Source organism: Chryseobacterium sp. (assembly GCF_022712095.1).
Classification (GTDB): domain Bacteria; phylum Bacteroidota; class Bacteroidia; order Flavobacteriales; family Weeksellaceae; genus Chryseobacterium.
This window is the reverse complement of record NZ_JALAHD010000317.1, coordinates 1-12129: the sequence shown is the minus strand read 5'-3', so window position 1 is coordinate 12129 and position 12129 is coordinate 1. Positions and strand designations below refer to the sequence as shown.

The window sequence follows — 12129 nt, the reverse complement described above, 5'->3', positions numbered from 1 at the left end:
TGAGGCTCCATCCTAAGAACAATACGGGAAAAGTTTCCTTTTGCGGAATAAAAAAGACAGAGTGTAAGAACCGTGAAATATTTTCCCCTTGAAAATATAAAAGAAAATTACCTCCTAAAATCATCCATGCCAATGTAAGAAGATAATATAGAGGTACAATACGAATAATTCTTTTCTTATAAAATATGGAAATTTGCTTGGCAATATCTTTACTGTAATCTTTTTTCTGAGTGGTATAAACCATTATAAAACCACTAATGACAAAGAATATCTGAACGCCAATACTTCCTTTCTTGAATAGAATGTCTCCAAGATGAAAATTCTCAAAATTAATATAACTGGAAAAATGAAAGCAGCATACCAAAAGAGCAGATATGCCTCTCAGTATTTGTAAATTATTAAGTTTCATTTGCCCATGTGAAAATTTAGTCATATAATTCTGAAAATTTGCTATTAAGTTTTTTACTTTTTACATCTTAGACAAGTCCAGAAATATGATAATCCTACAAATCAACTAAAGTACCTATATTTTCTCCTTTGATGATTTTTTCTAAATTCCCTTCTTTATTCATATCGAATACGATGATCGGCAATTTATTTTCATGACTTAAAGTAAAAGCTGTCATATCCATTACTTTAAGGTTTTTTTCGAACACTTCATCAAATGATAAAGAATTATATTTTACAGCATTAACATTCTTTTCAGGATCACTGTCATAAATCCCGTCTACTCTTGTTCCTTTTAAGATGACATCAGCTCCAATCTCTATTGCTCTTAATGTGGCAGCCGTATCGGTAGTAAAATAAGGATTCCCTGTTCCAGCACCAAAAATAACCACTCTTCCTTTTTCCAGATGGCGTACAGCCCTTCTTTTAATAAAAGGTTCAGCAACTTTATCCATCTCTATGGCAGACTGTAGCCTTGTTTTAATTCCCGCATCTTCCAGAGCTCCCTGCAATGCCATTCCATTAATTACAGTAGCCAGCATTCCCATATAATCCCCCTGCACTCTGTCCATTCCTTTTGCCGCTCCTGCTACTCCACGGAAAATATTTCCTCCTCCGATTACAATAGCAACTTCACAACCTTGTTCTACAACCTTTTTAATTTCCGTTGCATATTCTTGCAGCCTTTCATTATCAATACCATATTGTCTGTTCCCCATTAAGGCTTCACCACTAAGTTTCAGAAGGATTCTTTTATATTTCATCTTTAAATTTTAATCGCTTTTTTATCAGGAATAATTTCCCGGAAAATTTACTTGTGCAAATATAATCATTAAAAATATTGAAAAAAGAAAAATATTTAAGTACAAATAATGTGAGAAATATTTTGACAAGTAGTAAAAAGAATTATTTTTGCATTAATTATAAAGTGAATTGAAGAAAATTGTCATTTTTTCATTATTTCTATCCGGAATTGTGTCTTATGCACAAACAGGAACCAGTGTTTATACATTTTTAAATATTCCGGTTTCAGCAAGACAGGCAGCCCTAGGAGGAGATGCCATTACCATGAGAGATTATGATGTTTCCTTTGCTATTGCCAATCCGGCTTTATTAAATCCCGATTCGGATAAACAGCTTTCTGTAAACGGAGCTGCTTATCTTGCAGATTCTAAATTCGGAACTATCGGTTTTGCCAAAGATCTTGATAACGGACATATGGTCACTGTCAATGCCCGTTATATGAGCTATGGAAGTATTCCTAGAACAGATGAAAGTGGTTTTGAAAATGGAGAGTTTACTGCTTCTGATGTAGCCGTTGGAGCTGGATATGCCTATCAGTTTGAAGAAGATTGGACGATTGGAGGTGGGTTAAATTTCATTACTTCAAAAATCGACAATTATACATCTTCTGCTATTTCAGGAACAGCAGGAATCACTTATCACAATAAAAAGAATAAAGAAGTCGCTTCATTGGTTTTCAGAAACTTTGGATATCAGCTCAGTTCTTTTAACGGGGAAAGAGAAAACCTTCCTTTCCACATAGATCTGGGGTATACTAAAATATTGAAAGTAATTCCTCTGGCCATTACCATCACTGCACATGATTTACAGAAATTGGATATTTCTTCAGAATATAATGTTAATGGTGATAAAGTAAATGTAGGACGGAAAATTGCAGATCATTTCTCTTTAGGGGCGGAATTATTTCCTGAAAAAGGTTTTAATATAAGATTAGGATATAATGTAAAAAGAGGAAATGAATTAGCGGTAGCCGATCAAAGAAATTTTTCAGGACTTTCTGCCGGTTTCGGAATTAGGATTTCCAGATTCAGATTAGACTACGCTCATGTGAGATATCATAATGCTTCAAATGTCAATCAGATAGGAATTTCTGTGGATCTGAGTGGTCATGCTTATTAAACTTTTTCAGTAATATAGCTACGAATATCTTGATTTCTAAAAAAAAATCTGGAAATTTGCAGGATGAAAAAACCTGTAATAGCTATTGATGGATATTCATCTACCGGAAAAAGTTCAATTTCTAAAGTTATTGCTGACAAACTAGGTATTATACATCTTGATACGGGTGCTCTTTATAGAGGAATTACTTGGTATGCACTTGAAAATTGTTCTGATAAGGATGGTAATATAAATATGGACAAGCTCATTTCTAAGCTGAATGAGATCCAGTTGGAATTTGTCAATAACGAAGGAGAACTGGTTCTGTATGTCAATAATAAAAATGTGTCCAAAGAAATAAGAACTCACCAGGTTTCAGATAATGTAAGTCTCATTGCCAAACAGAAAGAGGTAAGAGAATATTTATTACAATCTCAGCGCTCCATTGCAGAAAAAGGAGGTGTTATAATGGATGGCAGAGATATCGGAACTGTAGTTTTTCCTGATGCTGACTTTAAGTTTTTTTTGACAGCCAGTATTGAGGAACGAACCAAAAGAAGATATAATGAATTATTGGGTCTAGGAATCGAAGCAGATGAAAATCAGGTCAAAGAAAACCTTATAGAAAGGGATAAAATTGATAGTGAAAGAGAAATTGCACCACTAAAACAGGCTGAGGATGCTATTGTAATAGATAACACTCACCTTACCAAAAAAGAGACTATAGAGAAAATGCTCTCTTATATTTTAAATATTTAACATTTTTTAAATATGAAAAACTCCTATTTGGTATGTTAATTGTAATATTTTTATCGTAAAAACTAATATTTATTAACTATTAAAAAAGCCGAAAATGTCTAGAAAAGGAAAAAATACAGCAGGTATATTAGCAGGACTTCTTGCAGGTGCAGCAGCAGGTGTAGTATTGGGAATGCTTTATGCTCCTGAAGAAGGAAAAGAAACCAGAAAAAAAATCAAGAATAAAGCCAATGATTTGAAAGATCAGGCAAAAGATAAGTATGGTGAAGTTTCTGAAAAAATGAAAGATCAATACAGCAATATCTCTTCTACTTTCAAAGAAACAGCTAATAATGTTGCCCATACTATGAAGGAAGGCTATGATAAGTACAAAGATCAGATTGTTTCTAAGACTACAGATGTCGTAAAAAATGTAGAAACAGAATTAAACGATCTTAAAAAATAAGAATTCAGATAATTTAAAATTATAGAAGGAACTTTGTGGAAAAAAGTTCCTTTTTTTGTAACTTTAAAGAAAAACAATGATAGAAACGATTAAAGAATATGCATCCAAAAGGATAGATTTGTTAAAAATAGAAGCCACGGAAAAATCTTCACTGTCGGCTGGTATCATTACTTATCTTGTAGTATTACTTGTCGCTTTTGCTTTTTTTATCATTCTCTTTAACTTCGGAATTGCTTTTCTTATTGGCAATGCCCTGAATAATACATCGTATGGATTTTTGATTGTTGCTGCATTTTATTTTGTTGTTATGATAATTATAATTATCTTTAAAAATAAGCTGGTAAATGCAGTAGCAGATAATGTCATTAAATTTTTAAACCACTAATTATGGGTAGAAATTACGAGAATTTGGAAGAGTTAAGAAGAAAAAAGAAATTACTGAAGGACGAAATAGATGATTTGGAAAATCTTTTAACCTTTAAAAATACAAAAGAAAGCCTGAGTGCTTTTACTAATGGCCTTACAGATCAGTATCTGCAGGAAAAAGTAGATGATGACGGGGATGAAAAAATCGTATTAAGGAAAGATATTATTGCTAAACAACTTACTTCAGAGGTTAAGGATATTTTTATCAATAAAAGTACGGCTATGGGAATCGCCAATTCCGCTTTCAAAGGAGAAGCTCTCGATAGTATTATTAAACTTGGTGCAACAGCATTTGTAGGAAATTATGTTAAAAAGAATGTTACAAGTTCCAGCTGGAAGAAAAAGATGATAGGAATTGCTATTATTTATTTAGCTCCTTTTGCTTTGAAATTTGTAAGAAAGAAATTAGAAGACTATCAAAAAAACAGAAGCGTTTCTAGTATGGAGCAACTTATATAAATTTTAAAACCGCAATTACTGCGGTTTTTTTATTTCTCTCCAGAATATAATTGTCCCAAAATAATCCCTGCTGCCATAGAAACATTCAGGCTTTCGGTGGATTGTGATTTTCCAAATCTGGGGATACTTATTTTCTTATGGAGTAATCTCTCTGTTTCTTCCCGCATTCCATTGCCTTCATTTCCCAAAATAAGATTTATTTTGGCAGGCTTTTCAAATGTATAAATACTCTCCCCCTCCATATCTGTTCCAATATTGATATTATCTGTATTCAAAAGATAGCGAACAAGATCACAGTATACTATATTTACACGGGTAAAAGACCCCATACTTGCCTGAATTACCTTAGGATTATAAAAATCTACAGTATCTTCACTGCAAATAATCTGCTCTATTCCAAACCAATCTGCCAGCCGGATAATAGTTCCTAAATTTCCGGGATCCTGAATTCCGTCTAAAACTAATTGAACATTCTGATCTTCCAAAACAGTTTCTTGTTTTAAGAAACAGACTGCAACAGAATCTTTGGGAGTTTTAAGAAAACTCAGTCTTTTTAACTCATTATCAGTAACATGAGTTGAAGGAGCATCCAGAAATTCTAATTTTTGAGGATCAATAGAGAATATTTCTTTAATTTTAAAGTTTGAATTGGAAAGTTCACAAATGATTTTATTACCTTCAACCAAAAACAAGTTGTATTTTTGTCTGAACTTCTTTTTATCTAAAGATTGTAAAACTTTTATTGTATGAGCTGTAAGCATTATAAGAAATCTCCTCAAAAATATTATAAAATTATTTCATTTGCAACATTTATTGGGCTCCTTTATGCTTGTAGTACAACTAAAAAAGTTCCTGATGGGGAGTATTTGCTGACGCAGAACAAATTTGTGTTCGAAGATAAGAAGGAAACATTTGATGAAGAATTAAAAAGTTACGTTCAGCAAAAACCAAATAAGAAGCAATTGCTCTTTATGCCTTTAAGCCTTTGGTTTTACAATCAGGCTGATCCTAAATATGATACTATTCTTAATGAATATATGACCTACCCCAGTGAAATGAGAAATCAAAAACTGAGGGATTCTCTTTTCCTTAAATATAACATGAAAAGCAGTATAGGGAAAAGTCTGCTTCTGGACAGGCTATATCATAATTGGGGCTCCCCTCCTGTTATATTGGATCAGTCAAGAACTGAAAAAAGTGCTGAGTCTATTGAAAAAAGAATGGTTTACAGAGGTTATTGGGATGCGGAAGTTAAATTCAAGCATGATATTGATTCCGCAGCAAAAAAGGCTGCTGTAACATACTCTATTACTCATAATGATCCTACCTATATTAAAGATTATTATTATAATATTCCTGATCCGGGAATTAAAAGCATGTACCAGCAGCAACTTAATAAAAGCCTTATAAGGTCCGGACAAATTCTTGATCAGACTGTTTTGGAAAAGGAAGTAAGCAGAATTACTGATCTTATGAGAGAAAAAGGATATTATAGATTTAATAGTTCCAATGAAGAAATATTTTTCGTCGCAGATTCTCTGAAAAGCAGAAAAGAAATTCCGCTTATTATGGAAATCCACAAAGATTCTCTTGATTCACCTTATAAAGTAGCCACTATTGGAAATATTGATGTAGCCATTGTAGATGAAGCTGGAGATTTTCCAAAAAACACAACTAAAGACAGTTTAAGAAGAATCAGGTTCCATAAAATGAATAACCAGTATAAAACCTCTTCTATCTGGAGAGCTATTACAGTAGGTACAGGGCAGGAATATGACCAGAAAAAATTGGATCTTACAAAAAGAAACCTTTTATCGATGAATAACTTCAGTATTCTAAAGTCAAGGGATTCTCTACGGTATGGAGGAGAAAAGGCTCCTAATGATAGTATTATAGATGTTTTATATTTATTAAAGCCCCTTCCCAAATATGAATTGAAAGTAGGAACAGATATTAATTATTCTCAGATATTAAATTTAGGGATCTCTCCTTCTGTTGATCTCACAACAAGAAATGTTTTCGGAGGAGCAGAAAACCTTTCTACTGGTTTATCGGGGACCTTTGGATCTATTCAAAGTACAAAAGATATTAATAAAAGAGTAATGGCTTATGAGATATCAGCTCAGGCATCTCTTAACTTCCCAAGATTATTGCTTCCCTTTGATTATTATAAATTAATCCCCAAAAGATATAGTCCTACTTCTTCCATAGTACTGGGGACTTCTATTCAGAATAATATCGGATTAGGTAGGATTAATTTTAATACGGGACTTAATTATCTGGCCACTGTGAATGATAAAATTTCCCACAGACTCACATTATTAAATACTCAGCTGAGTTTGACAAGAAATAAGGCGGCTTATTATGATTATTTTGTGAATGATGACAATGTAAGACGTGAAATATTTAGTGATTATTTTCAATATAATCCTACAGCAGAGCAGCAGTTTAATTCAGATCAATTGACAATTGATGAAGTATCTCAGCAGATTGTTAATGATACCGGATATCAGGCTACTTTAAACCAGCAGGGTGCAGACCTTCTCACTGCTTTTACCGGAACATTGGTCAATAAAGACAGACAAACACAGGATGTTATTATTTCTTCCATGATCTATAACTTTGTATATAATGAAATCGGTAAAAAGGATTATCCCAATGCCTTTTATTTTAATGGAAAGGTTGAATTGGCAGGAAACATCCTAAGTATATTCAATCAAAGAAGAGATGACGGAGGAGGAATTGTTTCCAGCCCTCAACGTACGATTTTTGGAATACCTTATGCACAGTTTGTGAAGTTTGATTTGGATGTCAGAAAATATTTCAAATTTAACGGAAACCAGACCCTCGTTCTTCGTCAGTTCGTCGGAGTTGGAATTCCTTATGGCAACTCATCTTCCATGCCTGTGATCAGATCTTATTTTAATGGGGGATCAAACGATATAAGAGCCTGGGTAGCATTTGGCGGATTAGGGCCTGCAGATTCTCAGGTGGATGAAAGAGTGCGTACTTATATGACGGAAGACATAAAACTTACCACCAATATAGAATACAGAATTCCATTTAATGACATGTATGAAGGAGCTTTCTTTACGGATATAGGAAATACATGGAGCCTTAGAAATTATAATGAGGGCTATGGAGATGAATTCAAATTCAACAAATTTTTAGGGCAGGTGGGAATCGGAAGTGGCTTTGGCATAAGGGTAAATATTGCTTATATCACTTTAAGACTTGACTTTGCCTATAAAATTTATGATCCGAATAAACCCGATGGTGAAAGATGGAGATTTAATGATATTAAGCCTTGGAAACCTACGCTAAACTTGGCCTTCGGATATCCGTTTTAATCGGGTGAAATTCCTAAAACAAAGTACACTACAGCAATCACTCGCGCTAGGACTTCCCGGAATTGATTTCTGTAGTAGCTTTCAGGTTTGTTAACATCCTGTGCATCAAACCCCAGGGCATTCATATTATTATTTCTGGCAAAAAATAAAGCCCGGAGATTATGGAAACCTTGCGAAACGATAATGACATTATCTTTTTTGTAAACATCCTTACATCTTAGGATACTTTTATAAGTATTAAATCCTTTAGGATCTTCAAAAATAATCTCTTCAGGAACTCCTTCCTGATATACAAGATAATTTTTCATGGCGGCAGGCTCATTATACCCCTTACTCTTTTCTCCACTTACGATAATTTTCTTGATTTTGCCATGATGATAAAGCAATGCAGTAGCATCCATCCTTTTTGTAAAATACGGATTAGACAATCCTGATCTCATTCTGGGCGATGTTCCTAATACTAATGCAACCTCGCGGGGAGGGATTTTAGAAATCTTAGTATAAGTTCTTCCATTTGTAAGGGCAAAAACCCAAGCATTGGCCAGACATATCAATAAGATTCCGATCTCGATTGATATAAAACAGAAGCCCAGTATGTTCTTTACAATTTTCAAGTAAGGTCAAAGTTAAGCTTTATTTTTTGACTTTTTGCTATGGACATGCATGCTAAAATCTTTCCCTGGTGCTCTTCTTTTTCCGTTAAATATTCATTTTCCAGTAACTCTACTTCACCTTCTTCCAGATAACATTCACAACTTCCGCAGATTCCAGATTTACAGGAATACGGAACAGGAAATTTCTGAATAAGCAATTGCTGGAGAACCTTATCTTTATTATCAGGAAGAATAGTGTGATATTCTTTACCGAACATTTTAAATTCAACTTCCACATTTTCAATCAGAGGAAATTCTTTCTCAATTGGATAAATATCCTCATTATACTCTTCAAAAAGTTCAAAATGAATATTTTTTTTAGGGATTCCATGATGGTAGCAAGCATTGGCTAAAGTCTTGATCATATTACCTTTTCCACATATCAAAACTTCATCTACAGCGTCCCAAATAGTAGATTCTTCATCTGTATCGTCGAGATGCAAAATCTGATTGATAATTAAAGCCAATTTTTTTTCATCCAAACGACCATAAAAGAATTGGTCAGCTGTTTTTTCCTGAGAATAGAAATAAAATATCTGAAGCCTTTCTCCACACATTCTTGCCAGATTATCTAATGCATCCCGGTATATAACTTCATCCGAATTTTTATTTCCATAAAACAGGAAGATTCTTGTCCTTGGCTCATTATGAAGAATATCTTTTAAATGGCTTAGAACCGGTGTAATACCGATACCGGCTGCAAATGCTATAATCGTTCTGAATTCACTAGGTTTAGTTACTAAAGTAAATCTTCCGTTAGGTTCACTTACAAGTAACTCATCTCCTACTTCATAATTTTTAAATAATTCAGAACTACCGCCATCAGGAGAATTAACTTTTATTCCCAATGCAATTTTATGTTCGTACGGTGCAGAAGTCATCGAATAATCATTGATAACTTCTTTACCTTGTGCATCAAATTTTATACTTACAAACTGACCTGCTTCGAATTTAAATTGATGCTTTATTTCCTCCGGAATTTCAAATTCCAGAGAAAAAGTATTTTTGGTCAGTTCTTCCTTTTTCGCTATTTTTAGCCAGTGAAACTTAATCAGTTTCCCTTTGTAGATTTGTTGTTCCATAACTTCATATCAAAAATAGAAAAATAATTATGAAGAAGATAATTTTATCCACGCTTTTCCTTGTTATATTGGCTAGCTGTAAAAAAGAAAATACCATTGTAAATGGTAATACATCGGTTGCAGACTCAACTTCCGTTTCAGAAAGCCCTGGAAATGAAAGCGCTACTCTTTTTGCTAATGAAATAGCTCCTGAAAATCTTAATCAATATCTAGGAAAAGATAATGACACTCTATACATAACAAATTTTTTTGCAACCTGGTGTGGTCCGTGCCTTAGAGAAATTCCACATTTTAAAAATAAAATGGAGGAATTAAAAGGAAAACCAGTTAAGTTTACTTTTGTAAGTGTGGATGATAAATCGGAATGGGGTACTTCTGTTAAGGAATTTGGAGAAAAGAATAATCTTACTAATCATATTGTTTTATTGGATGGGAAGAAATTAGATCAGAATTTCTTTACAGCCAATTTCAAACAATGGGACGGAGGTTCCATCCCTTTTACCTACATGAAGAAAGGAAATAAAACAGATGAATTTTTAGGAATGATGACTGAAGAAGTTTTGAATTCTAAAATAAATTCATTTATAAAATAAGATTCTTACAATAAGAATGTCAAAGAAATTTAAAATCCTGTGTTTACTGTTGCTTATTGCAATTATTATTACTGCCATGATAAACCTAAACACAGGGTTTTTACATTTACATTTCCATGATTTTTTTGACCGTTCAGAGAATAATCAAATTGCTGAGATCCGGATTAACCGAGTTCTGGTCATGCTATTGGCTGGAGTTTCTATTCCAACGTCAGGATTTCTACTTCAGGAATACTTTCAGAATCCTTTAGCAGGTCCCGACATTTTGGGAATTACTTCTGTAGCCAGTTTATCGGTTGCTTTTTATATTTTCTTTTCTCATGATATTCATCTTCCTGAATTTTTACAGAACAGTTTTCTCAGTCTGGCAGCCATATTAGGAAGTTTATTCCTTATGCTGATTCTATTATCTATGTCTAACAAATTTCAGGACAAATCTTATCTTATTATTTTTGGATTTCTCATTTCTGCTTTTGCCGGAGCTATCGTTTCATTGCTTCAGTTTTATGCAGAAAATCAAAGCCTTAAAAATTATATTTTATGGTCTTTCGGAGCTAACAATATGGTTACAAGAAATCAGATTGTTATATTGGCTTTATTTGTTTTAATCGGAATGCTTATTTGTTTTAAAACCATAAAACCTCTTATAGGAAATTCTTTGGGAAGCTCATATGCCAAAAGCTTAGGGGTTAATTTACATTACCTCAAACTTCTGGTTATTACTTCCTCTTCCCTTCTTTCCGCTACGATTACGGCTTTCTTGGGACCTATTTTATTCATTGGAATTATTGTTCCTCATTTCTGCCGTTTAATTCATAATCCTTCTCAGTTATGGCAGCAATGGATATTGAATATGCTTTTAGGAATGTTGATTATGGTATTATTTTCTATTGTGGCTGAAAAAACACAAATACCGTTAAATGTTATAAGTTCTGTTTTTGGAATTCCGGTAATTTTGATGATGCTTTTGAAACAGAATAAAGTATAAAGAATATCCCTGAATTTTAAAATCCGCTCACAGTATGCAAACGTTTATTGATATCTTTAATATTATAAGACTAAAAAAATAAAGACTATATGCACATCCAGATCAAGCAGGCAGATATAGGGTATGATAAAAGCCTAATTTCAGAAGCAAACGCAAGTCTGAATTTAGGAGAAGTATGCCTGTTGATCGGAAATAACGGAGTAGGCAAAACTACACTTATTAAGTCTGTACTTAACCAAATTCCTCTATTAAAAGGGGAAATACTAATTGGACAAAAAAAAATACAGTCTCTTTCAGTAAAAGAAATAGCAGAAAATATAGCAGTAGTTTTTTCAAAATCGATCATTCCCCAGAACTATACGGTAGAAGACTTGATATCTTTGGGAAAATATATTTACTATCCTTTCTATTTTGAATTAAAAAAAGAAGATCAACAGGAAGTCGCAGGGATTATTGAAGAACTGGATTTATTGTCATATAAAAGTACATTATTAAAAAACCTTTCAGATGGTAATCTACAGAAAGCATTTATAGGCAGAGCCCTTGCTCAGAATTCCCCTATTATCATACTGGATGAGCCTACTACTCATTTGGATGAAAAGAATAAAATTATTATTCTAAAAACTCTTAGAAAATTAGCAAAAGAGCAAAACAAACTGATCCTGTTTTCTTCTCATGACTGGAGGTTAGCAAAAGAATTTGCAGATATTATGTGGTATGTAAAAGATAACCAGCTATACTCAGGAATTGTAGAAGATATTCTTATCCAACATTATGAACTGACTAAGGTTTCCCTCTTTGAAGTTAATCACAAATTTATTGCTCCTACCATTATAGCTCCCTCACTATATAAAGAAATGTTGTATTCTTTATTGCAAAAAAACTTTCAAACTGATCTTTCTACCCTCAATTTTGAATTTCGCAACGATTTTTGGTTAATATCTTCCAATGATTCAATACATCAATGTGAATCTTTTGAAGAAATCATAAATTTCATTAAAACCCTTTATTAATACTCTGTTTTC

Annotated in this window: 14 protein-coding genes; 9 read left to right on the top strand and 5 right to left on the bottom strand. The window is 33.1% G+C overall.

Translation table 11 applies throughout. The features are described 5' to 3' along the window. The coding region (locus Q0A18_RS15970; RefSeq protein ID WP_292011161.1) for an acyltransferase at nucleotides 1–433 on the bottom strand (433 nt) is incomplete at its 3' end. A gap of 70 nt (nucleotides 434–503) precedes the next feature. After that, entirely contained in the window at nucleotides 504–1211 is a 708-nt protein-coding gene (gene pyrH / locus Q0A18_RS15965) for a UMP kinase (protein ID WP_292011160.1), read from the bottom strand. Between the two features lie 169 nt (nucleotides 1212–1380). Here pyrH and porQ point away from each other — a divergent pair, with 169 nt between their 5' ends. From porQ to Q0A18_RS15940, 5 genes are all read left to right on the top strand, one after another. Beyond that, nucleotides 1381–2370, top strand: a complete 990-nt coding sequence (gene porQ / locus Q0A18_RS15960; protein WP_292011159.1) for a type IX secretion system protein PorQ — start codon at nucleotides 1381–1383, stop codon at nucleotides 2368–2370. 63 nt (nucleotides 2371–2433) lie between these two features. Beyond that, a complete protein-coding gene (cmk, locus tag Q0A18_RS15955; RefSeq protein ID WP_292011158.1) occupies nucleotides 2434–3108 on the top strand; it encodes a (d)CMP kinase in 675 nt (224 codons plus the stop codon). Between the two features lie 94 nt (nucleotides 3109–3202). Then, nucleotides 3203–3553 (top strand): YtxH domain-containing protein, encoded by a 351-nt coding sequence (locus Q0A18_RS15950; RefSeq protein WP_292011157.1) that lies wholly within the window; start codon nucleotides 3203–3205, stop codon nucleotides 3551–3553. A 76-nt stretch (nucleotides 3554–3629) separates the two neighbouring features. After that, the gene (locus tag Q0A18_RS15945) at nucleotides 3630–3938 is read left to right on the top strand and encodes a phage holin family protein (RefSeq protein WP_292011156.1); all 309 of its coding nucleotides are present in this window, start codon (nucleotides 3630–3632) and stop codon (nucleotides 3936–3938) included. 2 nt (nucleotides 3939–3940) lie between these two features. Then, a complete protein-coding gene (locus Q0A18_RS15940) occupies nucleotides 3941–4438 on the top strand; it encodes a phosphoribosyl-ATP pyrophosphatase (protein ID WP_292011155.1) in 498 nt (165 codons plus the stop codon). 29 nt (nucleotides 4439–4467) lie between these two features. On the opposite strand, the gene Q0A18_RS15935 is transcribed toward Q0A18_RS15940, so the two are convergent. Next, nucleotides 4468–5199 carry an RNA methyltransferase gene (locus Q0A18_RS15935; RefSeq protein WP_292011154.1) on the bottom strand — a complete coding sequence of 244 codons (732 nt, stop codon included), beginning with the start codon at nucleotides 5197–5199 and terminating at the stop codon, nucleotides 4468–4470. Between Q0A18_RS15935 and Q0A18_RS15930 the strand changes: the two genes are divergently transcribed. After that, a complete protein-coding gene (locus Q0A18_RS15930) occupies nucleotides 5185–7788 on the top strand; it encodes a BamA/TamA family outer membrane protein (protein WP_292011153.1) in 2604 nt (867 codons plus the stop codon). The genes Q0A18_RS15935 and Q0A18_RS15930 overlap by 15 nt on opposite strands. Here the strand turns inward: Q0A18_RS15930 and Q0A18_RS15925 are convergent. Together Q0A18_RS15925 and Q0A18_RS15920 are read right to left on the bottom strand one after the other, a co-directional pair. Beyond that, a complete protein-coding gene (locus Q0A18_RS15925; protein ID WP_292011152.1) occupies nucleotides 7785–8402 on the bottom strand; it encodes an ElyC/SanA/YdcF family protein in 618 nt (205 codons plus the stop codon). The two genes, Q0A18_RS15930 and Q0A18_RS15925, sit on opposite strands and share 4 nt — an antisense overlap. After that, entirely contained in the window at nucleotides 8399–9523 is a 1125-nt protein-coding gene (locus Q0A18_RS15920) for a ferredoxin--NADP reductase (protein WP_292011151.1), read from the bottom strand. Before Q0A18_RS15920 ends, Q0A18_RS15925 begins: the two co-directional genes overlap by 4 nt. 29 nt (nucleotides 9524–9552) lie before the next feature. Between Q0A18_RS15920 and Q0A18_RS15915 the strand changes: the two genes are divergently transcribed. The 3 genes from Q0A18_RS15915 (at nucleotide 9553) to Q0A18_RS15905 (ending at nucleotide 12117) form a co-directional block, all read left to right on the top strand. Continuing rightward, entirely contained in the window at nucleotides 9553–10116 is a 564-nt protein-coding gene (locus Q0A18_RS15915; RefSeq protein WP_292011150.1) for a TlpA disulfide reductase family protein, read from the top strand. A gap of 16 nt (nucleotides 10117–10132) precedes the next feature. Further along, nucleotides 10133–11104 (top strand): iron ABC transporter permease, encoded by a 972-nt coding sequence (locus Q0A18_RS15910; protein ID WP_292011149.1) that lies wholly within the window; start codon nucleotides 10133–10135, stop codon nucleotides 11102–11104. An 89-nt stretch (nucleotides 11105–11193) separates the two neighbouring features. Continuing rightward, entirely contained in the window at nucleotides 11194–12117 is a 924-nt protein-coding gene (locus Q0A18_RS15905; protein ID WP_292011148.1) for an ABC transporter ATP-binding protein, read from the top strand. The last annotated feature ends 12 nt before the right edge of the window (nucleotides 12118–12129 follow it).

Coding starts and splice junctions, on each gene's coding strand:
- pyrH (WP_292011160.1), bottom strand. CDS start 1,211: ATGAAATATAAAAGAATCCTTCTGAAACTTAGTGGTGAAGCCTTAATG.
- cmk (WP_292011158.1), top strand. CDS start 2,434: ATGAAAAAACCTGTAATAGCTATTGATGGATATTCATCTACCGGAAAA.
- Q0A18_RS15950 (WP_292011157.1), top strand. CDS start 3,203: ATGTCTAGAAAAGGAAAAAATACAGCAGGTATATTAGCAGGACTTCTT.
- Q0A18_RS15945 (WP_292011156.1), top strand. CDS start 3,630: ATGATAGAAACGATTAAAGAATATGCATCCAAAAGGATAGATTTGTTA.
- Q0A18_RS15940 (WP_292011155.1), top strand. CDS start 3,941: ATGGGTAGAAATTACGAGAATTTGGAAGAGTTAAGAAGAAAAAAGAAA.
- Q0A18_RS15930 (WP_292011153.1), top strand. CDS start 5,185: ATGAGCTGTAAGCATTATAAGAAATCTCCTCAAAAATATTATAAAATT.
- Q0A18_RS15935 (WP_292011154.1), bottom strand. CDS start 5,199: ATGCTTACAGCTCATACAATAAAAGTTTTACAATCTTTAGATAAAAAG.
- Q0A18_RS15920 (WP_292011151.1), bottom strand. CDS start 9,523: ATGGAACAACAAATCTACAAAGGGAAACTGATTAAGTTTCACTGGCTA.
- Q0A18_RS15915 (WP_292011150.1), top strand. CDS start 9,553: ATGAAGAAGATAATTTTATCCACGCTTTTCCTTGTTATATTGGCTAGC.
- Q0A18_RS15910 (WP_292011149.1), top strand. CDS start 10,133: ATGTCAAAGAAATTTAAAATCCTGTGTTTACTGTTGCTTATTGCAATT.
- Q0A18_RS15905 (WP_292011148.1), top strand. CDS start 11,194: ATGCACATCCAGATCAAGCAGGCAGATATAGGGTATGATAAAAGCCTA.